Below are 25,620 nucleotides of genomic sequence, written 5' to 3' on the forward strand. Positions count from 1 at the left end.
AAATTATGAACTTCCACGACACTACAGCCGACGAGCAGTTGGCTATGATAAAGCAAAGCGCACGCGAGTTTGCTGAGCAATTCATCCGCCCCCATATTATGGATTGGGATGAGCGCCAGTTTTTCCCTAAAGAGTTATTCCACCAGCTTGGTGAGTACGGCTTTATGGGCGTTTTGGTGCCCGAGCAATACGGTGGCAGCGGCTTAGATTACCAGACCTACATTACCGTTATTGACGAGATTGCGCAGGTTTGCGGCTCTATCGGCCTGTCGCTTGCTGCGCACAATTCGCTTTGCACCAACCATATCTTAATGTTTGGTAACGAGGAGCAGAAACAGAAATATCTGCCAAAACTGGCTACCGGCCAATGGCTGGGTGCCTGGGGCCTTACGGAGACCGGCACCGGCTCTGATGCCGGCGGCATGAGTACCATTGCCGTTAAAGACGGCGACCACTGGATCCTTAACGGCTCTAAAAACTTCATCACCCATGCTATCAGCGGCGATGTAGCCGTGGTTATCGTCCGTACAGGCGAAAAAGGCGACTCGCATGGCATGACGGCCTTTGTGGTTGAAAAAGGCACGCCGGGCTTTACCGCAGGTAAAAAAGAGAACAAGATGGGCATGCGTGCATCAGAAACTGCCTGCCTGTTCTTTGATAATTGCCGCGTGCAAGATACCAATGTTTTGGGTGAGGTTGGCGATGGCTTCATCCAATCATTAAAAGTATTGGATGGCGGCCGTATCTCTATTGCGGCTTTATCTTTAGGTATTGCACATGGCGCTTATAAAGCCGCCATTGCTTACTCAAAAGAGCGCGAGCAGTTTGGAAAGCCTATCTCACAGTTCCAGGCTATTGCTTTTAAACTGGCGGATATGGCTACTAAAATAGAAGCTGCCGAGCTATTGATCCGCAAGGCTGGACACCAGAAAGACAGTGGTGAAAAATGTACAAAGGTAGCTGCTATGGCTAAATACTATGCATCAGAAATTTGTGTAGAGGTAGCCAACGAGGGCGTACAGATCCACGGCGGCTACGGCTATACCAAAGATTATCCCGCAGAGAAATTCTACCGTGATGCTAAGCTTTGCACCATTGGCGAAGGCACATCTGAGATACAGAAAGTTGTTATTTCGAGGTTGCTGTTGGAAGAATAGTTTTAGCAGCAGTTGTGCGGTGGTAGAAATTCAGCCAATTTATAAGAGCCATTATCATTAAATGATAGCGGCTCTTTACATTAACCCCGTAGGGGTTTAAGGTCGGTAGAATTTTTACGTAAATAGAAAACCGCTCCGTCAGGTGCGATACATGAGAAGTTGCATACCTACGGCATGCAAGTAGCATTTGATTTTCTTTTCTACCGACCTTTTGCGCCGATGGCGCATCCTTGTGAACTTGCTTTAATTCTCACCGCACGCGTGTCGCGTGTGCCGCTTCTACCAAAACCCAATAAAAAACCCTCGCCATTTTACCGGAAAGGGTTTGGGTTTATAAACGGTTAACTATTACTGGCAACCTAAGTGCAGGTTATACCTGCTGATAAAACACCTGGTCAAACTGGTTCACTGCATCTTTACTTTCCAGGTTTGAGTGTCCCATTAAAAACTCGTCTACTTTACGGGCAGCTTCGCGGCCTTCTGAGATGGCCCAAACTACCAGTGACTGTCCGCGGCGCATATCGCCTGCCGCAAATACTTTGCTCACATTGGTGCGGTAGATGCCTTCGCGGGCTTTAACATTTTTGCGCTCATCAAGCTCAACACCTAATTGCTCCAAAGCGCCATCAAACTGCGGGTTAACAAAGCCCATTGCCAGGAATACACGCTGACAAGGAATTTCTCTCTCACTACCTTCTACCTCGCTAAATTTCATTGGGCGGCCCATCACATCTATCTCCCAGCTCACGTCGCTCACTTTAAGGGCTTTTAGTTCGCCGTTCTCATCACCAATAAACTCTTTGGTATTCACACCCCAAAAACGCTCTGCGCCTTCCTCGTGCGAGCTGGTGGTCTTTAACAGCATTGGGTAAGTTGGCCATGGCATATGCGCCGTACGCTCGCTTGGCGGCTGTACCATCACTTCAAACTGTTTTACAGAACGTGCACCCTGGCGGTTTGAGGTACCCACGCAGTCGCTGCCGGTATCGCCACCGCCAATTACCACTACATCTTTATCAGTAGCAAAAATATCTTCGGCAGTAACTTCAATGCTGCTCACGCGTTTGTTTTGTTGTTTCAGGAAATCCATTGCAAAGTGAACACCTTTCAATTCGCGGCCCGGTATAGGCAGGTTACGCGGAATGGTTGAGCCACCGGCCAAAACCACTGCATCGTAATTGCGCGCTATCTCATCGGCAGCAATATCTTTACCTACTTCAACATTGCATCTAAATTCAATGCCATCCTCTTCCATGATCTGGATACGGCGGTCTATCACCCATTTCTCCAGTTTAAAATCAGGGATACCGTAGCGCAGCAAACCACCCGGGCGGTCGTCGCGTTCAAACACGGTAACGGTATGGCCTGCTTTGCTCAGTTGCGCAGCAGCAGCCAGTCCCGCAGGGCCGGAACCTACCACCGCAACAGTTTTACCTGTTTTGATAAGCGGTGCAACCGGTTTAACCAGGTTTTTTGAGTAGGCTATCTCTATGATATGTTTTTCAATTTCCTCGATAGCTACCGGTGGCTTGTTGATACCTAACACACAGGCAGATTCGCACGGTGCAGGGCATATACGGCCGGTAAACTCGGGGAAGTTATTTGTTGACGATAGTATCTGGTACGCTTCTTCCCAGCTTTTGCGGTAAACCGCATCATTAAACTCGGGGATAACGTTGCCCAGCGGACAACCGCTATGGCAGAACGGGATACCGCAGTTCATGCAGCGTGCCGATTGCTGGTTTAATTTTTCATCAGGATACAAACCAACAAACTCATTATAATTTTTTACCCTTTCGGCAACTGGCGTTTTTTGCGGGAGTTCCCTGCCATATTCCTGAAATCCTGTAACTTTTCCCATTATATAATTTAGCTTACGGTTTGATACTCTAATTTTTCTAACACTTTTTTGTACTCTTTAGGGAATACTTTCACAAACTGTGATGATGCTTTATCCCAGTTTTTCAGGATGTCCTGCGCCACTTTACTACCGGTTAGGTTGATATGCTTTTTAAGCAGGGCTTTAATTTGCTCTTCGTCTTTAACAGATAGCGGATCAAGGTCAACCATCTCGGTATTACAGTTGGCAGCGAAGGTGCCGTTAGGGTTGTACACCCATGCAATACCACCGCTCATACCTGCTGCAAAGTTGCGGCCTGTTTCGCCAAGGATAAGTGCACGGCCACCGGTCATGTACTCGCAACCGTGGTCGCCAATACCTTCAACAACTGTGGTAGCACCCGAGTTACGTACTGCAAAACGCTCACCGGCCATACCGCGAACGTAAAGTTCGCCGCTGGTAGCACCGTAAAGCGCTACGTTACCAATGATGATGTTCTCCTCTGGCGTAAACTTAGCTGTAGCATCAGGATAGATGGCTAACTGCGCACCCGATAGGCCTTTACCTACATAGTCATTCGCTTCACCTTCCAGTTCAAAAGAAACACCTTTTGTATTGAAAGCACCAAAGCTTTGACCGGCAGAGCCTTTGAATTTGTAGTTGATGGTATTATCAGGCAATCCGGCAGAACCGTAAACCTTAGATATTTCGTTTGACAAAAGGGTACCGATGGTACGGTCAACGTTTTTCACATCAAAAGTGCCAAACACCGGTGTTTTATCTGCCAGGGCAGGTTTTGCATGCTCAAACAATTGCCAGTCTATAATGGCATCCATACCATGATCTTGTTTCTCGCTGTTGTAAAGCGTGCTGCCTTTAGCGGTATTCACCGGATGCAGGATAGCCGACAGGTTAACTGTTTTTGCTTTCCAACTTTGCAGGTTCTCTCTTACTTTAAGGAACTGCACACGGCCTACCATTTCATTGATGGTACGGAAACCCAACTCGGCCATAATTTCGCGCAACTCCTCTGCCATAAAGCGGAACAGGTTCACAACATGATCCGGGCTGCCGCTGAACAACTTTCTCAGTTCAGGATCTTGCGTTGCCACACCTACAGGGCAGGTGTTTAAGTGACATTTACGCATCATGATACAACCGCCGGCAACAAGTGCTGCAGTAGCCACACCCCACTCCTCTGCACCCATCAGGGTTGCAATGGCAAGGTCGCGACCGGTTTTTAGCTGACCATCAGTTTGCAACACCACACGGCTGCGCAGTTTGTTACGTACCAGTGTCTGGTGTGCTTCGGCTAAACCAAGTTCCCAAGGCAAGCCTGCGTGTTTAATAGAGCTTATTGGCGATGCACCGGTACCACCGTCATATCCGGCAACCAGAATTACATCGGCGTGGGCTTTTGCCACACCCGCTGCAATGGTACCTACACCGGCTTTTGACACCAGCTTAACGTTGATACGTGCGTCGCGGTTAGCATTCTTCAAATCGAAGATCAGCTGGGCTAAGTCTTCGATAGAGTAAATATCATGGTGCGGCGGCGGAGAGATCAAACCAACACCCGGAGTAGAGTGACGGGTTTTTGCAATCCAGTCGTCAACCTTGTGGCCCGGCAGCTGGCCGCCTTCGCCCGGTTTTGCGCCCTGCGCCATTTTTATCTGTAACTCATCGGCATTGGTTAAGTAATGCGAGGTAACACCAAAACGTGCTGATGCAATTTGCTTAATGGCAGAGCGCATCGAGTCGCCGTTTGGCAGTTTATCGTAGCGCATTTCATCCTCGCCACCCTCGCCGGTATTACTTTTACCGCCTATACGGTTCATGGCAATAGCCATGGTGCTGTGCGCCTCGTGCGAGATAGAGCCGAACGACATGGCACCTGTAGCAAAACGCTTCATGATGTTCTCTATCGGTTCAACCTCATCAATGCTTATCGATTCGCGGTGATGCGCAAAATCCAACAAGCCGCGGATGGTATAATGTTTCTCTGTTTGCTCGTTAATGGCAGCCGCATAGTTTTTGTAAACCTGGTAGCTGTTGCTGCGCGTTGCGTGCTGCAGCAAGTGAACCGTTGTTGGATTGAACAAGTGCGCTTCGCCGCGGCGTTTCCACTGGTAAATACCACCTTCTGGCAGTAAATGCGTTTCGGTTTTTGGCGCGTTAAAGCCTGTTTTATGTTTACAAAGCGATTCTTTAGCTATTTCATCAAGCCCTAAACCTTCAATACGGGTTACGGCGCCGGCAAAATATTTATCAACCACTTCCTGGTTCAAACCTAAGATCTCAAATACCTGCGAGCCATGGTATGATTGCAAGGTTGAGATACCCATTTTAGAGAAGATCTTCAACAAGCCATCATTAACCGATTTTACGTAGTTTTTGTAAAGCGATTTAAGATCTAAGCTGGTATCTAACTTACCTTCGTTTTTCAGCGTTTCGATAGTTGAAAGCGCCAGGTAAGGGTTGATAGCTGTAGCACCGAATGCTAACAAAGTAGCAAAGTGGTGTACTTCCCAAACATCGCCGGTCTCAGCAACAATACCTACCGCACCACGGCGGCCTTTTCTGATCAGGTGATGATGCACGGCAGATACTGCCAATAACATCGGGATAGGTGCGTGTTCAGAGTCGATAGCACGGTCGCTTAGTATCAATACCTCAAAACCATCGTCAACAGCATCCTCAGCATAGCGGCAAAGCCTTGCTATACCTTTCTCCATTGAGCCCGGGTTACCATCGGCGTTGTAATAAGTTTGCAGTGTTTTAGCGTGGAACAGACCGGTATCTATCGAACGCAGTTTTTCTAACTGGTGGTTCTTCAATATCGGGTGATTCAGCACAACGCAATGGCAGTGCATTTTATCCTCATCCAGCAGGTTACCGTTGTTACCGATGAAGGTAGCCAAACTCATTACCAAACGCTCACGAATTGGGTCGATAGGCGGATTGGTTACCTGGGCAAAAAACTGCTTAAAGTAGCTTGACAGGTGCTGAGGTTTATCAGACAATATGGCCAAAGGCACATCGGTACCCATCGAGCCGATCGGCTCTTTACCATCTAAAGCCATTGATTTGATAATGGTATCAATGTCTTCGCGGCTGTAGCCAAATACCTGCTGGTAACGGTAAACAGAGTCGGCAGTTAAACTGGCGAATGATACACGCGGCTCGGGCAGGTCGCCTAATTGTATTTTATAGTTCTCTAACCAGTTGCCGTAAGGCTGCTGGCCGGTAATTTCTTTTTTGATTTCTTCGTCGGTGATGATCTTACCTTGTTCGGTATCAATCAGCAACATTTTACCCGGCTGTAAACGGCCTTTGCGTACAACAGTGCTCTCGTCTATCTTAAGCGTACCTGCTTCAGATGCGGCAATTACACGGCCATCATTAGTGATCACAAAACGCAGCGGACGAAGACCGTTACGGTCAAGCACAGCACCTACTTTTTTACCATCGGTAAAGCTGATAGCGGCAGGGCCATCCCATGGCTCCATCAAAGTAGCATGGTACTCGTAGAACGCCTTTTTAACCGGATCCATTTGCTCGTTGCCATCCCATGCTTCGGGGATCAGCATCATCATTACGTGTGGTAATGAACGGCCGGTGTGCAACAATACCTCAATGATGTTATCTAAACAGGCAGAGTCAGATTGGTTGTTATCGATAACAGGCAGCAACATCTCCATTTCCTCATTAGTGAAATAGGCTGATGCAAATGATTTTACGCCAGAGTAGAACCAGTTAAGGTTACCGGTAAGCGTATTGATCTCGCCGTTGTGCGCAATTAAGCGGAACGGCTGCGCCAGTTTCCATGACGGGAAAGTATTGGTTGAGAAACGCGAGTGGATCAAAGCTAAGCCCGATGTAACACGCGGATCGGCAAGGTCTGTAAAGTATTTACGCAGTTGGTAAGTAGTTACCTGGCCTTTGTAAATAATGGTTTTGCAAGAGAACGAGGTGAAGTAAAAATGCTCGCCTGCTGCAGGAACCGTTTCCAGAACGGTTTTATTGATATAGCGGCGCAGTACATAAAGTTTGCGCTCAAAATCATCGGCATTAACAATACCGCGGGGGCGTGCAACAAATATTTGCTCGCTGTCAGGCTCGGCCTGGCGTGCAGTCTCACCTATTACAGATGAGTTTACATTTAACTTGCGGAAACCCAGGGTTTCAAAACCAAGCTTCTCGGTAGCTGCAGCAATAATTTTGCGGCATGCTTTTTTTAATGAAGGCTCTTTTGGCAGGAACATCATACCCACACCGTACTCACCCGGCTCAGGTAAACTGATTTCCAGGTCAGAACATTCTTCCATCAAAAATTCATGCGGAAGTTGGATAAGAATACCGGCACCGTCGCCGCTTTCGGGGTCACAGCCACAGGCACCGCGGTGCTCCATGTTCTCTAACATGGTTAAGGCATCGCTAACAATAGCGTGCGATTTATGTCCGTTTATATGGGTTATAAAACCTGTTCCACAAGAGTCGTGTTCAAATTCGGGCCTATACAAACCCTGCTGGTTGCATTCACTTTGATCCATACCTTTTTACCTGTCGTTTATAATCAGTGGTAATAACGAAATTACGAAAATTATCATTTTTTCATAATATTATGCATTATTTTTTCAAAATATCTAAAACAACAGGTTTTTAATGAAAGAAATTTATTAAGTCGACAAAAATCATATACTTTTGATAACAAAATGATAATTTTGACCTTTTAAATAATATGCACACATAGCAAATAAAGCGATAAGCTTACTTTTGCAAAAAATCACATTTTATACCTTATATATGGCAGAGAAAAAAAAGGCAGTTTTTTTAGACCGCGACGGCGTACTTAATCAGGAAATGGGCGACTACGTTTGCAAGTTTGAAGATTTTCATGTGCTGGATAACTTTGACGCGCTGAAAGAATTGCAAGACCGCGGCTACCTGCTTTTAGTGGCTACCAACCAGGGCGGTATAGCCAAAGGCTGGTACAGCGAAGATGAGCTGGCCAAGATGCATAACCACCTGAAACAGGTTTACCACGAGCGCGGCGTTGAGCTTACCGACTTTTTCTATTGCCCCCACCACCCCAACTTTACCGGCGACTGCGATTGCCGCAAACCAAAGCCGGGGCTGCTGCTGCAAGGCATTGAGAAATACAATATTGACCCATCCAAATCATACTTTATTGGCGATCGCGAGCGCGATGTTGAAGCAGGCGAAGCTGCCGGTGTTACCGGTATTTTGATTGACAGCGACCAGCCGATAAGTACGGTTTTGGGAATGATAGATTGATTATAGATGTGCAAATTTCAAATGTGCAGATTTCAGATGTGCAAATTTCAGATTTAAAATAGAAACTCTTTTTTCTCATTTGCACATTTGCACATCTGAAATCTGCACATCGCAAACATTTTAAAGTGTTTTTCCTTTTTATAGGCATCTAAGCATTAATGACATTTTCAGATAAATTAAAGAACTACGACACGCTTGTGTTTTCGGCGATAGCATTTTTTGCTATCTACCTGTTTTGCAGCTATAATGGTGTGGGCATCTCGCCCGATTCTATTATGTACACCAGTGCTGCCCGCAACTTTGTGGAACATGGCAACCTGCACACATTTAACCACAAGCCTATTGTAGATTTTCCGGTATTCTATCCAACTTATCTGGGTATCATCAGCTTCATTACCCGGCTCGATCCTACTGTTTTTGGCTGGTGGCTGGATGCCTTCATGTTTGCCGCGCTCATTTATTGCAGTGGCTACATCATGTCGAGATTTGTGCCTACTAACCGCATTTATAAATGGCTTATACTGGCTGCCATCATCCTTAATCCGGGATTACTGCAGGTGTATTGTTATTTATGGTCTGAGACGCTGTTCATCCTCGAGGTACTGCTGTTTATGATCGTCTTCCGTCAGTATTTGCTAAACCATGCCGGCAAATGGCTGGTATTTGCTGCGCTGATAGGTGCCGTTGCCTGTATAACCCGTTATGCCGCGGTAACCATTGTTGGTACCGGCGGATTGATCTTACTGCTCGACCGTACACTACCCATCCGCAAAAAAATCGGGCATATCCTTATTTACGGGTTTATCTCCATATCGCTTTTGGTGGCAAACCTGTGGTTCAACGCACTGCATACCGGAACGGTAACCGGCCCGCGCGAGCCATCCATCACTCCGTTCAGTAAAAACCTTTACTATTTCGGTACCGTGTTTTGCGACTGGCTGGGCTTTACGCCAAACCAATACTTTTTGGCAACACCGCTTGCTGCTATCATACTGATAGGTTTTATAGCGGCACTTGCTTTTAACTTCTATCGCCGCAAGCTGGATAGCTTTGAGAACCTTGCCATTACCTTTGCATTGGTTTACGGTTTGTTTATTGTGTTATCGTCCACCTTCTCGCGTTACGAGCGCATCAACCCAAGGCTGTTATCGCCTATGTACATCCCCGCGCTTTGGGGTTATACCAGCTGGGGATTATTGTTCCTGAAACGTTTGGCGAACCCGAAAGTGCGCATAGCTGTGGCTATTGTCTTCATAGGTGCTATGCTGGGTTATATCACCAAGATATTTATGGTGGACCATTTCCGCTACAAAGACCAAATCTCTGACGAGTATGGCAACCCCGGCTATACAGATAACGATTGGATGGAATCGGAATTTGCCAGGTACCTCAAAACCATGGATAAAAGGATCTTTAAACCAAAGGTGACGGTTTACTCTGATGCACACGAAGCCGTTTACTTCTTTTCGGGCATGTCATCGTTCCTAGTGCCGCATAAGTTTTTCCAAAAGGATGTAGACAAATTCTTTCAGAAAAAGCATTTCTATCTCATCTGGTTCAAAAACCTCGAGAATGCGGAGTTGATCAATCTGAAAGATATCCAATCTCGTGTTCCTCTAAAAACTATTAAAGACTTTGGCGATGAAGGCGGGATATATGAATATGAGGAATAGCTCAGAACTCGAATTTTATGGAATTAAAGGAATTTATTGAATTGTAAGTACGCATCACAATTTTTCTAATTCTTAAAATTCGAGTTCAGACAATTTATATAAGCACTTATACATATTGCCATTTTTATAAAAAATAGCGGTCTTTTTTATCTTTTCTTCAAAGAAAATCATTTTAAATTTTGATTTAATAATGGAGTGGCTATATTTGCAGCAATACCAGCCGGTATCATACTAAAAATGGAAAAGTATAAACTACATCATCTTCATCTGCACCATCACCACGCTGTGGTGAATAGATAATGTATGTTTCTACGCGAAATAACAACCCCCATTTTTTTAGTTACTAAAACTCCCATTTGTGAAAACATTAAAAATAGCGATCCAGAAATCGGGTCGTCTCAACGAAAAATCCGTTGAATTATTAAAGAATTGCGGCCTTAATTTTGAAAATTACAAGAGCTCGTTGATCTCTCCCGTATCAAATTTCCCTTTAGAAATACTTTTCCTTCGTGATGATGATATCCCCGAATATGTGCAGGATGGCATTGCCGACCTGGGCATTGTAGGCGAAAATGTTATACAGGAAACCGAAGTTGAGGTAAGCTACCTGCAGAAACTTGGTTTCGGCAAATGCTCACTTAAAATTGCGGTACCAAATAACAACAGCATCAACAGCATTGAAGAGCTTAATGGTAAAGCCATTGCAACCACCTACCCGGTTATCCTTGGCAAATACCTTAAAGAAAAAGGTATTACATCTGATATCCGCACCATATCGGGCTCGGTAGAGATCTCGCCGGGCTTAGGCTTAAGCGATGCCATCTGTGATCTGGTATCAACCGGCGGCACCTTAAAAAGCAACGGCCTAAAACCGTTTGCCGATGTAATGAGCAGCGAAGCGGTGCTGATAGGCCGCAAAGGCAGCGAGGATGAGGACCTGATAAAAGAACTGATACAACGCATACAATCGGTACTACGCGCCAAAGAGACAAAATATGTGGTACTAAATGTGGAGCGCAAAAACCTGGAAGCGGTTACGGCCTTACTGCCGGGCGTAAAAAGCCCTTCGGTAGTGCCACTGGCTGAGGAAGACTGGGTGGCGGTACACACCGTTATCCCGGAGCGCGATTTCTGGGACCGCATCAGTCAGCTTAAACAAGCCGGCGCACAGGGCATTGTGGTAATGCCAATTGAGAAGATAATATTGTAAGCCAAGCCCCCCATCCCCCTAAAGGGGGAGTAAAATTTTTAATATGAATAACAATAATTCAAAACCAAGCTTTTCAAAAGCTCCCCCTTCAGGGGGCGGGGGGGGCTTATACAGGTATTCTGCCCTTTCGCTGGAAGATATCAGTCGTTTGGTTCAGCGCAACGTTGACCCGGCGAATGAGATACGCACGCTGGTTGAGAACGTGATAGAACAGGTTAAACAGAACGGCGATAGCGCCTTGTTTGATTACGCCAGCCAGTTTGATAAGGTTGAGCTGAGCAAACTGTACCTTGACAAAGCCGAGTTGGAAGAGATTGCATCAGCCGTTACTGCCGACCAAAAAGCTGCGCTGAAGGTGGCTTATGATAATATTTACAAGTTCCACCAGTCGCAGGTAAAGGCCGAGGACAAGGTGGAGACCATGCCGGGTGTAACCTGCTGGCGCGAGTTAAGGCCGATAGAGAAAGTTGGCCTGTACATCCCTGGTGGTACTGCTGTATTGCCGTCGACCTTCCTGATGCTGGGCATCCCCGCGCAGATAGCGGGTTGTAAAGAGATAATCGTTTGCTCGCCGCCACAAAAGGGTGGCAAAGTGAACGCCTTTATTGCCGAAGTAGCGCTGATGCTGGGTATTGATAAGGTTTACCTTGTTGGTGGTTCGCAAGCTATTGCTGCAATGGCTTACGGCACAGAGACCATTACCAAAGTAGATAAGATATTTGGCCCGGGCAACCAGTTTGTAACTAAGGCAAAAACCATTATTCAAAGCACTACTACCACGGCTATTGATATGCCTGCAGGCCCGTCAGAAGTTTTGGTTATTGCTGATGGAACAGCGAAACCGGCATTTGTTGCTGCCGATCTGCTGGCACAGGCCGAGCATGGTATAGATAGTCAGTCCATTTTGGTTTGTACCGATGAGAACATCGCGCAGCAAACCTTAGCCGAGGTAGAGAAACAGCTGCAGGTATTACCACGCGCCGAGATAGCCCGCCAGGCACTCGATAACTCATACATTGTTATCACCGATACGTTGGCAGAGGCGATGGATTTCAGTAACCAGTATGCTCCTGAGCACCTGATACTGGCTACTGAAAGCTGGCAGCAGATAACCGGCAGCATTATCAATGCGGGTTCAGTTTTCCTGGGCAATTTAACACCGGAAAGCGCGGGCGACTATGCATCGGGCACTAACCACACCCTGCCAACCAGCAGTTATGCAAGGGCTTACTCGGGCGTATCGGTAGATTCGTTCGTGAAGAAGATCACTTTTCAGCATTTAACCAAAGAAGGTATCAAAAACATAGGCCCCTCAGTAGAGATATTAGCTGACCTTGAAGGGTTACACGCGCACAGGAATGCCGTGAGTGTAAGAATTAGCCCCCCAACCCCCTAAAGGGGGAGTAAAATCCTAAGTATATAGTAATGAGCAACGAGATAGATCAAGAACAACTTTATAGTGGCCCTGACGGTAACTCCCCCTTTAGGGGGTTAGGGGGGCTCCTCCGCCAAAACATCAAAAACCTTACCCCCTATTCATCCGCTCGTGATGAGTTCCAGGGAGAGGCAAGTGTTTTTCTGGATGCTAATGAAAACGCATACGGTTCGCCGCTGGTGCAGGCTTACAACCGCTACCCCGACCCTATGCAGTACCAGGTTAAAATGCGCCTGAGCCAGATAAAAGGTGTTCCGGCACGTAATATTTTCCTGGGCAATGGCAGCGACGAGGCTATCGATATCCTGTTCCGCAGTTTTTGCAACCCAGGTATTGATAATGTGATCATTGTACCGCCTACTTATGGCATGTACGAGGTATCGGCCAACATTAATGATGTAAAACTAAAACGCGTACTGCTTACCGAGGACTATCAACTTAACCTCGAGGGCATTGCCGAAGCCATCGATAAAAACACCAAACTGATCTTCATCTGCTCGCCAAATAACCCTACGGGTAACTCCATCAACCGCGATGATATTGAAACCCTGCTGGCCAATTTCAATGGCATTGTAGTGGTTGATGAGGCGTATATCAATTACAGCCGCCAAAAAACCTTTATACAGGAGCTTACCGAGTATGCCAATTTGGTAGTACTGCAAACCCTTTCAAAAGCATGGGGTTTAGCAGGATTACGCATGGGTATGGCTTTTGCCAGCGAGGAGATCATTGAGGTGATGAACAAGGTAAAACCGCCTTATAACATTAACGAGGCCTCGCAAACACTGGCTTTACAGGCTTTAGCCAATATTGACCAGGTGAATGTCTGGATAAAAGAGACCCTGCAGCAACGCGACAACCTGGTACTTACATTAAGGAACATGGCTTTTGTGCTTGACATCTATCCGTCTGATGCCAACTTTATCCTGGTAAAAACTACCGATGCTAATGCCATTTACAATCATCTGGTTGAGCGAGGCATTATTGTGCGTAACCGTTCAAAAGTTGAGCTTTGCGAGGGATGCCTGCGCATCACCATTGGCACACCGCAGGAGAACGACAAACTGATTGAAACTTTACAGCAATATACCGCATGAGCAAACTGCAAAAAGTACTTTTTATTGACCGCGACGGCACCCTGATAACCGAACCGGCTGATGAGCAAATAGATTCGTTCGAGAAACTGGGATTCTACCCCGGCGCTCTGCAGTACCTGCCACGCATTGCTGCGGAGCTGGATTTTGAACTGGTGATGGTAACCAATCAGGATGGTCTCGGAACTTCATCATTCCCTGAAGATACTTTTTGGCCGGTGCATAATCTCATCATCAAAACATTTGAAAGTGAAGGCGTACGCTTCAGCGAACAGGCGATAGACCGCACGTTTGCTAAGGACAATTCCCCTACCCGCAAGCCGGCTACAGGTTTGTTAACTAAGTATTTAGATGCAACCAAATACGATCTGGCCAATTCTTTTACCATAGGCGATCGCAAGAACGATATTCTGCTGGCCCGCAACCTGGGTGCCAAAGCCATCTGGATAAATAACAACAGCGGACTGGGTAATGCAGAGTTTGACGCTGATGAAGCGTTAAACGATGTTATCGCACTGGAAAGTACCGATTGGAAAGAGATCTACGAGTTTCTAAAGTTAGGCCAGCGTGTGGTTGAACATCGCCGCACTACTAAGGAGACTGATATCTACATCAAAATAAACCTTGATGGCAAAGGCGATGCAAAAGTATCGACAGGTTTGCATTTCTTTGACCACATGTTGGATCAGATTGCCCGCCACGGTGGTTTAGACCTTACCGTTGAGGCAAAAGGCGACCTGCATATTGATGAGCACCACACCATTGAAGATACAGGCATTGCTTTGGGCGAGATATTTGCCACCGCACTGGGTAACAAAATGGGCATTGAGCGTTACGGCTTCTGCCTGCCAATGGACGATTGCCTGGCACAGGCAGCTATTGATTTCGGCGGGAGAAACTGGATTGTGTGGGATGCCGTATTTAACAGAGAGAAGGTTGGCGATATGCCTACAGAGATGTTCTACCACTTTTTCAAATCCTTCAGCGATGCCTCAAAATGCAACCTGAATATAAAAGCAGAAGGACAGAACGAGCATCACAAAATAGAAGCTATATTTAAAGCCTTCGCAAAAGCCATAAAAATGGCCGTAAAGCGCGATGCAGAAAAGATGGTTTTACCTTCAACTAAAGGTTTGTTATAATAGAACCAAGATGCAAGAATCAAGAGACAAGACATTGGGCTCTCTTGATTCTTGCTTCTTGATTCCTGATTCTCTAACAAAATGATCGGAATTATTCGCTACGGCGCGGGCAATATATTTTCACTTACGGCAGCTTTAGATAGGCTGGGCATTGCCTATGGCATGGTACATACCGAAGCTGATCTGGAAGGTTTTGACCGTTATATCATCCCCGGTGTTGGCCACGCAGGTGCTGCTATGCATAAACTGGAAAGCACCGGTTTGGTACCTGCCATTAAAGCGTTAAATAAACCTACGCTGGGTATTTGTGTGGGCATGCAGCTGATGACAGCCTACAGCGAGGAAGGTGATGCCAGCCTGCTGAACATTTTCCCGATAAAAACATTGAAATTTCCCGGCGACACGGAGTTTAAAGTGCCGCACACCGGCTGGAACCAGGTATTTCCTGAAAAAGGCAATCCGCTGTTTACCGGTATCCCTGATGGTTCGCACTTTTATTATGTACATTCATACTTTATTGAGTATGATACGTTATATACTTTGGCCTCAACAAATTACATCCATAAATTTTCGGCATCAATTTGGCATAACAACTTTTATGGTGTGCAATTTCACCCCGAAAAATCGGGCGTGTATGGTGAAACATTATTAAAAAACTTTTCAAATATTTGAATCATGTATATTATTCCGGCAATCGATATTCTGAATAAAAAGGTGGTGCGCCTGCGCGAGGGCGACTACGCACAAGTAACAGAGTACGATGTTACTTTAGAGGAAATGATTGAGCGGTACCAAAGCAATGGTACAAACCTCATCCATATAATTGACCTAAACGGTGCAAAAAACGATTTCAGCAACCAGCAATACCTGTTTGATGTGATCAAAAAAACCGATATGCAGGTGCAATACGGCGGCGGTATCCGCAGCATCAAAAAGGTGAAAGAACTTATAGATGCCGGCGTATCACGCGTTATTGTAGGCACCCAGGCCATCACCAACCCAACTTTCCTGGAAGAACTGAGCAAAGAGATCTGCGGCAAAGACAAATGCAGCGACCAGGTGGTTGTAGCTATCGACGTGTTGGATGAGGTGATCAAATACTCGGGCTGGATGGAAAGCTCGCCGATTAAACTGATGGATTATGTTGATAAATGCCTTCGTTTAGGTTTCTTCCGTTTCTTGTGTACCGATATTGGAAAAGACGGCAAACTGGGCGGTGCAGGTATCGAGCTATACAGCAAGCTATTAGATCATTCGCCGTTCATCAAACTCATCGCATCAGGCGGTGTAAGTTCTATGAAAGACATCGAGGATCTGAACAAAATAAAGGTGGAATCATGTGTGGTAGGAAAAGCTATCTATGAGAACCATATCAGCATCGAAGATATCAAGAACTGGAATCTGGATGCATTGATATCGATATAAATATCTTCGCGCCCGCAGGGCGCAACCCAACCGTCATTGCGAGGTACGAAGCAATCTCTTCAGGACAAGCTTACACCTTGCATATGTGACTTGCTTAAAGAGATTGCTTCGTACCTCGCAATGACGCACTAATAGAATTTATGCTCAGTAAACGCATTATCCCCTGTCTCGATGTTAAGGACGGTCGCACGGTAAAAGGTGTGAACTTTGTTGACTTGCGCGATGCCGGCGACCCGGTAGAGCTTGCCTGGAACTACTCGCAGCAAGGTGCTGATGAGCTGGTATTCCTGGACATTACCGCCACCGTAGAGCGCCGTAAAACCATGGTAGAGCTGGTAAAGGCGGTTGCAAGGCAGATCAACATTCCGTTTACCATAGGTGGTGGTATCAACGAGATAGCCGATGCCGATGCTTTGCTAAACGCAGGTGCCGATAAGATTTCCATCAACTCGGCTGCGGTGCGTAACCCAGCTTTAATAGACGAACTGGCAAAGGCCTTCGGGGTGCAGTTTGTGGTGATAGCGGTTGATACCCGGGTGCTGAATGGCAAAAACATTGTGCACTTAAACGGTGGCCGCCTGCCTACAGAGAAACAAACTTTAGACTGGATACAGGAAGCCGAAAGCCGTGGTGCAGGTGAGATATTGCTCACCTCTATGGACCACGACGGTACAAAAGGTGGCTTTGACAACGGCCTGCTGAAACAGGTAAACGATGCGGTGAATATCCCGGTGATAGCATCTGGCGGTGCGGGTGCAGTTGAGCACTTTGTAGATGTATTCCATAAAACCAATGTAGATGCAGCACTGGCAGCATCGGTATTTCACTATGGTGAGATCCTAATACCAGACCTGAAAACGATACTGAAGGAAAATAATATTGAGGTGAGGGTGTAAAGCCCCTCTGCTCTACACAGTCATTGCGAGGTACGAAGCAATCTCTTCAGGACAAGTTAACGCCTTGCATGAGGGATCGGCTTAAAGAGATTGCTTCGTACCTCGCAATGACGGCTTGAATAAGAAAAAATGAACATCGACTTTAACAAAACCGACGGCCTGGTGCCGGTAATTATACAGGACGAGCAAACGCTTGAGGTACTGATGCTGGGTTACATGAACCAGGAAGCGTATAATAAAACCGTGCAAGAGAATGTGGTTACCTTTTTCTCGCGCTCAAAACAGCGCCTGTGGACCAAAGGCGAAACCAGCCAGAATTTCCTGCATGTAAAAAGCATGCACATCGATTGCGATAACGATACCCTGCTGATAAAAGTTAAAGCCGATGGCCCAACCTGCCATACTGGCTCTCGCAGTTGTTTCCAGACGGAGTATAACCAGAACTTCATCAACCAACTGGAAAACATCATTGCCGATCGTTACGAAAACCCGGTTGAGGGTTCTTATGTAAACAAACTCCGCAACAAGGGCCTCAACAAAATTGCCCAAAAAGTTGGCGAAGAAGGTGTTGAAACTGTGATAGCAGCCCTCGCAGAAACTGAAACAGATCTGGTTAACGAAGCCAGCGATCTTGTTTTCCACCTGTTGGTATTGCTGCGCGAAAAAGGCTTAAATTTGCAGCGCATCGCTAAAAATTTAGAGGAAAGACATAAGTAGCTTATAGTTAATAGTTCATGGTTCATAGTAGCTCATCCATGAACCATCACCTATCAACCATGAACTAACCATGCACGTAATAAAAACAGCAGATCTTACCGGCCATAGTAACCCTATATTTAGCCTGGAGCTTTCGCAAAAGCCGGGGATATTATTTACAGGCGGCAATGATAAAGGACTTGTAGAATGGAACCTGGCGGATAACTCATTCATTAAGGTGATGTTCCCGGTGCCTACATCGATATATACCATCCACTGCCCTACAGGTTACCCGCTGATGTTTGCCGGCCTGCGCAGCGGCGAGGTGCTGGTGTTTAACTTTATTGAGCAAAAGATAACCCATCGCTTACGCAAGCATATAAAGCCCATATTTGATATTAAATCATCCGTAAAAAAAGATGAATTATTGGTAGCATCAGAAGATGGTACTGTTACGGTATGGAGCCTGAAATCGCTGGAGTTGCTGCATACCGTGCAGGTATCGCACGATACGGTTCGCTCTATTGCTATCGCCCCGACCGAAGAACGTGTTGCCTTTGGTTGTCGCGATAACCGTATCAGGATATTTGACCTGAACGATTATAGCTTTATTACTAATTTAGAGGGGCATACCATGGCGGTATTTGCTTTGCAATACTCGCCCGACGGGCAGTATCTCATGTCGGGCGCGCGCGATGCACAGCTAAAGATCTGGGATGCTAAAACCTATTCGCTTGTGAAGAATATCCCTGCGCACATGTTTGCTATCAACCATATCCTCTTCCACCCTACGCGGCCATATTTCGCTACAGCCAGTATGGATAAGAGTATCAAAATTTGGGGTGCCGACGATTTTAAACTATACAAGATCATCAGCAGGGAAAAGGGATATCCTGCCCATGTGCTATCTATCAACAAACTGGCATGGAACGGCGACCACCTGCTATCTACCAGCGATGATAAAACGGTAATGATCTGGGATGTTACTTTCTAAAAGTAACGTTTGATAACGCGCAATTTATGCGTGTAGCGTTTAAGCTCCTCAGAATAAATACCCTGCGAATCCAGCGTATCTATCTTTACTTTTCCTGATGCATGAATGATCTCGCCACCACCTAAAACAATACCCACATGAGTAATGCGGCCATCGGCGTTATCAAAAAAAGCAAGGTCGCCAAAGCGCGAGGTAAGTGTAGATTCTATCTCACGGCCTTCCAGTGCCTGCTGCCAGGCATCGCGCTTCAAATGAAAACCTTTTAGCCTGAAAACAGCCTGCGTAAAGCCAGAGCAGTCAATCCCCCAATGCGTGCGGCCGCCCCAAAGGTATGGCGCGTTTAAAAACGACATGGCAATATTCCGCAGGTTATCGGTCTCGCCTATCTCACCTATAATCTCGAAACGCTGGTTACCAATATAGCTGGTGGTACCCTCTAAAAAAGCAAGCGAGCTGCCCACGGGCAGATATACAACAGAATTATCAATAATTTTCCAGGCCTGGGTAACGGCGCGGTAAGTACGCGGTGCGGGCGATTGCTGCAACCGTTTGTAGGCCAGGTGGCCAAGGGTATTTACATGCAGGCGATCTATCCAACCGGTATATTCGTCAAGTGCAGTGGTTATCTGCACCCATTTCTCTTTCCACTCCAAAATCTCAAAAGCTTCACCAAATAATATCTGGGAAACCATCTCGCTTCGGTCACTGGGCTCGGCACGTAGGGGTATTACAGCAAGGTTACAGATTCCGTATTCCATAAGTTAATCAGTAGCAGTAATACGTCAAAATACGAAAAATTGTTGTATAAAAATAAAAAAGGGGATGCGTTTTGCGCATCCCCCTTATAATCAATATCGTTATAATTAATTAACCGTTTGCGTGCAACCAGTCTTTCTTAGCATGTAATTCTTCTTCGGTCTCGCGTACGTCTTCGTCATCCACACAGCAATCAACCGGGCAAACTGCAGCACACTGCGGCTCATCATGGAAACCAACACATTCAGTACATTTATCCGGTACGATATAATAAATATCATCAGATAAAGCAGCCTGTGTTTCCTCTGCATTTAAAGTATTTCCGTCGCCAAAATCAATTACACCTTTCAGCGCGGTTCCGTCGCTAAAGCGCCATGCAGCACCAGCGTCGTATATAGCATTATTTGGGCACTCCGGTTCGCAGGCTCCACAATTAATGCATTCGTCGGTGATTATAATCGCCATATTATTTAAAAATTCTTAAGTACTTAGTTTACCTTTGCCCCAAATTTAGGCTTGCAAATATAACAAAAAAAGCGCTTAAGGGTTTAATCCCTTTACATATATATGTCAAAATTTAATATTACTGATACCGTAAATACATTTTCTGAACTGGGACGGCTTTTGGTCGCGCCGGATGCTGAGCTTGATCACATCATCGAAACCGAGCGACAATACAACGCCTGGTTCACGCCCGAAAGTGTACGCAGTGCCGTTACTGCCATTGGCCAAATGCTTAACCCTACCGATCTGGAGAAATGGCTAAGCAACTATTCTATCCAGTCAGAGAGCAATAAAAAGGTTGGTTTGGTACTGGCCGGTAACATTCCTATGGTGGGTTTCCATGACGTGCTTTGTGTATTGGTAACCGGTAATTATGCGCTGATAAAAGCATCATCACAAGATGCCCGTTTGATAAAATATGTACTGAACAAACTGGTGGAGATCAATCCGGCTTATGCAAGTCAGTTCAGTTTTGTTGAACGACTGGAAGGTTTTGATGCCATTATTGCCACCGGCAGTAATAATACCTCGCGCTATTTTGAGTATTATTTTGGCAAGGTACCCAACATTATCCGTAAAAACCGTAACAGCATTGCGCTGCTTACCGGCAACGAGAGCACCGAAGAATTAGGCGCTTTAGGGCACGATATTTTTGATTATTTCGGCCTCGGATGCCGTAACGTATCCAAGCTTTTAGTGCCCGAGGGATATGTATTCAATAAATTTTTTGAATCGATAGAGCATTTTGCGCCTGTGATCCATCATCACAAATACAATAACAATTACGATTACAATAAATCCATTTACCTGGTAAACCGCGATGAGCACCTGGATAATGGTTTCCTGATGGTAAAGCGCGATGAGAAACTGACATCGCCCCTATCGGTAGTATTTTACGACACCTATACCGATCTGCAACAGGCGCAAGAGCAACTACTTCAACAAAGCGATAACCTGCAATGCATAGTTACCGATGCGCAGATAGATGTGCCTAACCAGGTAGTAGCATTCGGCCAAAGCCAGCACCCTCAACTATGGGATTATGCCGATGGCGTGGATACTATGGAATTCTTGTCTAATCTTTAAATTTACAATACCTTTGGATTGTGAGGCAAAAGGCGAAAGCCAAAAGGTAAAAGGTGCTTTAATCCTACCTTTTACCTTTATCCTTTTACCCTTAACCTTTAAATAATGTACATCATAAAAGTAAAAGGCGTTGCCAAAATACCCGATTACGTGCAGCTGAGGGACGATAAATTTACCTTGCTGGCTTATTTCAGGGTGGATAGGCCCGAGAAATCATTAGACAAAATTGGCCTGGCCGATCGTTATGATTACATTATGGGCATTGTTAAAGAACTGCCGTTTGGTAAAATATTAAAATTAGAGCTGTAAATAAGATGATCGGAAACTCTATCATAAAACTTAACAACGTAGATATTTTTCAGCAAAAGCACCTGGTGCTTAGCGGTGTTAACCTGCATATTGATGCCGGCGACTTTGTGTGGCTGATAGGCCAGACAGGCTCGGGTAAAAGTAGTTTACTGAAAGTTATTTACGGAGACTTGAATATTGCTGCCGGTACCGGCCATGCTTGTGGTTACGAGCTGAGCAAACTGGCATCAAAGGATATCCCTTTTCTGCGCCGAAAGCTGGGTATTGTTTTCCAGGATTTTCAGTTATTAACAGACCGTTCGGTTGAGCAGAACCTGCAGTTTGTAATGCGCGCCACAGGCTGGAACGATAAAGCCCAGATAGCAGCCCGTATTTTAGATGTACTGGAGAAAGTTGGTTTGCGCTCTAAACTCAAAAAAATGCCGCATGAGCTATCAGGCGGCGAGCAGCAACGCGTGGTTATCGCCCGTGCATTGCTCAACAATCCTGAGATTATCCTGGCCGATGAGCCAACCGGTAACCTTGACCCTGATACTTCAGAAGAAATTGTATTACTGCTTAAGCAGATAAGCCAAAGCGGCACCGCCGTTGTGGTTGCCACACACGATTATCATATCATCCGCACTTTCCCATCGCGTATTATTAAATGCGAGAACGGTAAAGTATTAGAGGATGTACAGATAGCGTAGTGTTGAGTTTGCAGTTATCAGTTGAAAAATTTCTGGAAACTGCGCACTGAGAACTGCCAACTGAAAAAAACTGCCAACTGATACCTGCCACTTTTTACACAAACTTACAATGGTCTCTGTCACAGTGTCCGCTTTAGCCTAATGGCAGGATACTTGATTGGCACTATTTGCTATGAATTTTAACGATATGTTGAAGAAAAAGAATAAAGAAAATTCAGAAACGCCTGAAAACGCTGCCGAAACAACGGCAGAGAACGGACAAGAACAAACTACCGAAGCAACACCGTCTGCTGAGGATAAGTTGAAAGAAGAGCTTGCCCAGGCTAATGATAAATATTTAAGGCTATACGCGGAGTTTGATAACTTCAGACGCCGTACCATCAAAGAGCGCGAAGAAGCTCGTAAAACCGAAGGTAAAGACGTTATTGTAGCGTTATTGCCTGTATTAGACGACTTTGAGCGTGCCCTGCGTGCTATGGATAAAGCTACCGAAGTAGCTTCTGTTAAGGAAGGTGTTGAGTTGATCCAAAACAAACTTAAAGGTGTACTTACTCAAAAAGGCTTAAAAGAGATGAAATCTATCGGCCAGCCTTTTGATGCTGATATTCATGAAGCCGTTACCAGCGTACCAGTGCCAGACGAAGACCAAAAAGGCAAGGTTATCGATGAGATGGAAAAAGGCTACGAGCTAAACGAAAAAGTTATCCGCTTCGCAAAAGTTATTGTAGGCGCGTAAGGTAGTGAGTGAAGGATTGATTTAGTGAATGAGTGAATTCTTCTTTGCTAATCGATTTAAATAAAATTGATATATTAATATACTGAATGTTAGATGAGTACGATCACTCATTCCATCATTCACTAAATCACTAATTAATTAAAATGGCTAAGAGAGATTATTACGATGTGCTTGGTGTAGGCCGGGGCGCTGAAGCCGACGAGATAAAGAAGGCATATCGTAAAATGGCTATTAAATATCACCCCGATAAAAACGAAGGTGACAAAGAGGCTGAAGAGAAATTTAAAGAAGCTGCCGAGGCTTACGAGGTTTTAAGCAACCCTGAGAAACGCCAGCGCTACAACCAGTTTGGCCACGCTGCTAATGCAGGCTCGGCAAGTGGCGGCGGCTACGGCGGCGGCAGCATGAATATGGACGACATATTCAGTCAGTTTGGCGATATATTTGGCGGCGGTAGCCCCTTTGATGGTTTCTTTGGCGGCGGTGGTCGCCAGGGTGGCGGCAGGCGCGTTGCGCGTGGCAGCAACCTGCGCATTAAAGTGCGTTTAACCCTTGAAGAAATTGCCAACGGCACCGAAAAGAAGATCAAAGTAAACAAACAGATACTTTGTAAAACCTGTGATGGTACCGGCGCTAAGGATAAATCATCTTTCCAAACCTGTAAAACCTGTGGTGGCGCAGGCTCGGTGCGCAGGGTAACCAATACCATCCTGGGCCAGATGCAAACTACCAGCACCTGCCCTACCTGTAACGGCGAAGGTTCTACCATCACTTCAAAATGTAATGTTTGCCACGGCGATGGCGTTGTACGCGGCGAAGAAACCATTACTATAAACGTTCCGGCAGGTGTAAGCGAAGGCATGCAGTTAAGCATGAGCGGTAAAGGCAATGCAGCCCCACGCGGCGGTGTTCCCGGCGACCTGATCATCCTGATAGAGGAAGTTCCGCATGAGACCTTAAAACGCGATGGTAACAACGTGATCTATGACCTGCACATCAGCTTTGTTGATGCAGCCTTAGGCACCAGTGTTGAAGTACCTACCATTGATGGCAAAGCCAAAATAAAGATAGATGAAGGCACCCAGGGCGGCAAGATACTGCGCCTTAAAGGCAAAGGCGTACCTGAGGTAAACTCATACCACCGCGGCGACCAGCTTATCCATGTGAACATCTGGACACCAAAAGCCCTTAGCCGCGAAGAGCGCGAGGCATTAGAAAAACTACAAAGCTCACCAAACTTTAAACCCAACCCGGGTAAGAACGAAAAAAGTTTCTTTGAACGGATGAAGGAGTATTTTGAATAAAAGAGCAAACTGAAAAGCATAAAGGCCTGTTATCTAATGATAATCAGGCCTTTTTATTTTACCCGATCATGATAGAACAACCTAAAACCCTAACCTCGCTGTACGTAGTAACCATACTGTACCTTATTTTTATTTTAATAAATAGCCTGGCAAATTTTATACTCCCCGGATATAATTTTGAGAACAATATTTTTATCAACGTAGTACTGGGTGCTATAAAATACATCTACATGTTAGTAGTAGCCTGCGTTCTCTTTGCATTAGCCTCGCTCTTGCGCGATTACGACGAAAAGCAGGCCATCCAAACTTCGTTTGTAGTTTACGGCGCCATGGTTATATTACCAAACCTGGTTATCTTGCTATTCAATATGTCCCAAAAATCGTTTCAGGTTTTAGGCTTTATAAATCTTGCTGTTGTAGTAGTGCTTTGTATAATGGCCTTTCAGGTTCGTGAGCCTAAGATCTCCAGGTATTTCAAATTAATTGGTTTGGAGATATTGATACTGCATATTGCCAACATAGTTGCGCCCATGATACTGCTGCCTTATATAAACAGAACATATAATAGCTACGCAACGTTACAACTTATGTACACCGTTGTATTTTTATTATTTGCCACGCCTATACCCATTACAATACTGGTAATGGTAAGAAATATTATGAGGGCTAAACCGGTGTTTAAGATGCCGGGAGAGTTTGGATTTGAGGAGAAGAAATAGGAAAATTAACTTACCCCACAAAAAAGCCGCTATACATATAGCGGCTTTTCTGTTTTTAAATATTGTTTACTGATTAAAATACAAAGCGGAAACCTAAACCGAACCTTGCTGCGGTGAAATCTGAATTGTCGCCAACGTAGAACGCCGGGCGCCAGTCAAATGACAGATCAAGCGGTGCACCTTGGATTTTATAGTCTAAACCAGCCATAGGGCGGATATAGAAATCTGTGTTACCGTGGCCGAAAGCCAATTGCGGACCAATACCTAAGTACCAGTTTAAGCCACCAGCATTACGGATCCTGTCTTGATATTGGTAAAAAGCACCAACAAAAGTTTGGTCGCCACCAAAGGTGATCTCTGCCTGTCCGTAGCCATTGCGGGTAAACGCATGTCTCAAAGCCGGACCAACTAAAGTTGCACCATCGCCAAAATCAACTGTTAAACCAGCAGATGTTGAGCCTGTTTGCGCGTGGGCGGTATTGCCAAAATAAAGGAAAGCTACGGCAAATAATAAGAATAGTTTTTTCATAAAGTAATAGATTGATTAAAAAATATAGATAGGATTAATAAAACACTTAATTAATAATTATTTATTTAACACTATCCGGCACAAATATGTACATTTTTCGTAAAAAATATCGTCATAGTTCAAAAATA

Annotated in this window: 24 protein-coding genes; 19 read left to right on the top strand and 5 right to left on the bottom strand. The window is 45.5% G+C overall.

Annotation, left to right across the window (positions count from 1 at the left end; genetic code table 11):
• Positions 1-5: 5 nt before the first annotated feature.
• Positions 6-1,157, top strand: coding sequence for an acyl-CoA dehydrogenase family protein (locus D0C36_RS05270; RefSeq protein ID WP_117390499.1), 1,152 nt, complete (start codon positions 6-8; stop codon positions 1,155-1,157).
• Between the two features lie 174 nt (positions 1,158-1,331).
• Positions 1,332-1,502, top strand: coding sequence for a hypothetical protein (locus D0C36_RS24485; protein ID WP_158557081.1), 171 nt, complete (start codon positions 1,332-1,334; stop codon positions 1,500-1,502).
• 25 nt (positions 1,503-1,527) lie between these two features.
• On the opposite strand, the gene D0C36_RS05275 is transcribed toward D0C36_RS24485, so the two are convergent.
• Positions 1,528-3,018: a glutamate synthase subunit beta gene (locus D0C36_RS05275; protein WP_117390500.1), complete on the bottom strand. Its 1,491-nt coding sequence runs from the start codon at positions 3,016-3,018 to the stop codon at positions 1,528-1,530.
• Positions 3,019-3,026: 8 nt separating this feature from the next.
• A complete protein-coding gene (gltB, locus tag D0C36_RS05280; RefSeq protein ID WP_117390501.1) occupies positions 3,027-7,550 on the bottom strand; it encodes a glutamate synthase large subunit in 4,524 nt (1,507 codons plus the stop codon).
• 253 nt (positions 7,551-7,803) lie between these two features.
• Between gltB and D0C36_RS05285 the strand changes: the two genes are divergently transcribed.
• The 11 genes from D0C36_RS05285 to D0C36_RS05335 all read left to right on the top strand — a co-directional run bounded on the left by D0C36_RS05285 (position 7,804) and on the right by D0C36_RS05335 (position 18,860).
• Positions 7,804-8,295 carry a D-glycero-alpha-D-manno-heptose-1,7-bisphosphate 7-phosphatase gene (locus tag D0C36_RS05285; RefSeq protein WP_117390502.1) on the top strand — a complete coding sequence of 164 codons (492 nt, stop codon included), beginning with the start codon at positions 7,804-7,806 and terminating at the stop codon, positions 8,293-8,295.
• Between the two features lie 158 nt (positions 8,296-8,453).
• Entirely contained in the window at positions 8,454-9,968 is a 1,515-nt protein-coding gene (locus tag D0C36_RS05290; protein WP_117390503.1) for a hypothetical protein, read from the top strand.
• A gap of 358 nt (positions 9,969-10,326) precedes the next feature.
• Entirely contained in the window at positions 10,327-11,178 is an 852-nt protein-coding gene (gene hisG / locus D0C36_RS05295) for an ATP phosphoribosyltransferase (RefSeq protein ID WP_117390504.1), read from the top strand.
• A gap of 43 nt (positions 11,179-11,221) precedes the next feature.
• Entirely contained in the window at positions 11,222-12,574 is a 1,353-nt protein-coding gene (hisD, locus tag D0C36_RS05300) for a histidinol dehydrogenase (protein WP_117390505.1), read from the top strand.
• 29 nt (positions 12,575-12,603) lie between these two features.
• Positions 12,604-13,710, top strand: a complete 1,107-nt coding sequence (hisC, locus tag D0C36_RS05305) for a histidinol-phosphate transaminase (protein ID WP_117390506.1) — start codon at positions 12,604-12,606, stop codon at positions 13,708-13,710.
• Positions 13,707-14,849 (top strand): bifunctional histidinol-phosphatase/imidazoleglycerol-phosphate dehydratase HisB, encoded by a 1,143-nt coding sequence (gene hisB / locus D0C36_RS05310; RefSeq protein WP_199501968.1) that lies wholly within the window; start codon positions 13,707-13,709, stop codon positions 14,847-14,849. Before hisC ends, hisB begins: the two co-directional genes overlap by 4 nt.
• Positions 14,850-14,930: 81 nt before the next feature.
• Positions 14,931-15,521 carry an imidazole glycerol phosphate synthase subunit HisH gene (hisH, locus tag D0C36_RS05315; protein WP_117390507.1) on the top strand — a complete coding sequence of 197 codons (591 nt, stop codon included), beginning with the start codon at positions 14,931-14,933 and terminating at the stop codon, positions 15,519-15,521.
• Positions 15,522-15,524: 3 nt separating this feature from the next.
• Entirely contained in the window at positions 15,525-16,274 is a 750-nt protein-coding gene (locus D0C36_RS05320) for a 1-(5-phosphoribosyl)-5-[(5-phosphoribosylamino)methylideneamino]imidazole-4-carboxamide isomerase (RefSeq protein ID WP_117390508.1), read from the top strand.
• A 140-nt stretch (positions 16,275-16,414) separates the two neighbouring features.
• Entirely contained in the window at positions 16,415-17,170 is a 756-nt protein-coding gene (gene hisF / locus D0C36_RS05325; protein ID WP_117390509.1) for an imidazole glycerol phosphate synthase subunit HisF, read from the top strand.
• Between the two features lie 129 nt (positions 17,171-17,299).
• Complete coding sequence (gene hisIE, locus D0C36_RS05330; RefSeq protein ID WP_117390510.1) at positions 17,300-17,887, top strand: bifunctional phosphoribosyl-AMP cyclohydrolase/phosphoribosyl-ATP diphosphatase HisIE; 588 nt, start codon at positions 17,300-17,302, stop codon at positions 17,885-17,887.
• A 70-nt stretch (positions 17,888-17,957) separates the two neighbouring features.
• Positions 17,958-18,860 (top strand): WD40 repeat domain-containing protein, encoded by a 903-nt coding sequence (locus tag D0C36_RS05335; RefSeq protein WP_117390511.1) that lies wholly within the window; start codon positions 17,958-17,960, stop codon positions 18,858-18,860.
• Here the strand turns inward: D0C36_RS05335 and D0C36_RS05340 are convergent.
• Positions 18,857-19,618: a C40 family peptidase gene (locus D0C36_RS05340; protein WP_117390512.1), complete on the bottom strand. Its 762-nt coding sequence runs from the start codon at positions 19,616-19,618 to the stop codon at positions 18,857-18,859. The two genes, D0C36_RS05335 and D0C36_RS05340, sit on opposite strands and share 4 nt — an antisense overlap.
• Before the next feature lie 109 nt (positions 19,619-19,727).
• Entirely contained in the window at positions 19,728-20,081 is a 354-nt protein-coding gene (locus D0C36_RS05345; protein ID WP_117390513.1) for a 4Fe-4S dicluster domain-containing protein, read from the bottom strand.
• Between the two features lie 102 nt (positions 20,082-20,183).
• Here D0C36_RS05345 and D0C36_RS05350 point away from each other — a divergent pair, with 102 nt between their 5' ends.
• The 6 genes from D0C36_RS05350 to D0C36_RS05375 all read left to right on the top strand — a co-directional run bounded on the left by D0C36_RS05350 (position 20,184) and on the right by D0C36_RS05375 (position 24,963).
• On the top strand, positions 20,184-21,206 hold the full coding sequence (locus tag D0C36_RS05350; protein WP_117390514.1) for an acyl-CoA reductase: 1,023 nt from the start codon (positions 20,184-20,186) through the stop codon (positions 21,204-21,206).
• A gap of 105 nt (positions 21,207-21,311) precedes the next feature.
• Positions 21,312-21,515 carry a fructose-6-phosphate aldolase gene (locus D0C36_RS05355; RefSeq protein WP_117390515.1) on the top strand — a complete coding sequence of 68 codons (204 nt, stop codon included), beginning with the start codon at positions 21,312-21,314 and terminating at the stop codon, positions 21,513-21,515.
• Between the two features lie 5 nt (positions 21,516-21,520).
• Positions 21,521-22,204 (top strand): cell division ATP-binding protein FtsE, encoded by a 684-nt coding sequence (locus D0C36_RS05360; RefSeq protein ID WP_117390516.1) that lies wholly within the window; start codon positions 21,521-21,523, stop codon positions 22,202-22,204.
• Between the two features lie 187 nt (positions 22,205-22,391).
• Positions 22,392-22,940, top strand: coding sequence for a nucleotide exchange factor GrpE (grpE, locus tag D0C36_RS05365; protein ID WP_117391379.1), 549 nt, complete (start codon positions 22,392-22,394; stop codon positions 22,938-22,940).
• A 143-nt stretch (positions 22,941-23,083) separates the two neighbouring features.
• Positions 23,084-24,244: a molecular chaperone DnaJ gene (gene dnaJ / locus D0C36_RS05370; protein ID WP_117390517.1), complete on the top strand. Its 1,161-nt coding sequence runs from the start codon at positions 23,084-23,086 to the stop codon at positions 24,242-24,244.
• Between the two features lie 68 nt (positions 24,245-24,312).
• On the top strand, positions 24,313-24,963 hold the full coding sequence (locus D0C36_RS05375) for a hypothetical protein (RefSeq protein ID WP_117390518.1): 651 nt from the start codon (positions 24,313-24,315) through the stop codon (positions 24,961-24,963).
• 73 nt (positions 24,964-25,036) lie between these two features.
• On the opposite strand, the gene D0C36_RS05380 is transcribed toward D0C36_RS05375, so the two are convergent.
• Positions 25,037-25,492, bottom strand: coding sequence for a hypothetical protein (locus D0C36_RS05380; RefSeq protein ID WP_117390519.1), 456 nt, complete (start codon positions 25,490-25,492; stop codon positions 25,037-25,039).
• Positions 25,493-25,620 lie beyond the last annotated feature (128 nt).

The organism is Mucilaginibacter conchicola (assembly GCF_003432115.1).
Classification (GTDB): Bacteria; Bacteroidota; Bacteroidia; order Sphingobacteriales; family Sphingobacteriaceae; genus Mucilaginibacter; species Mucilaginibacter conchicola.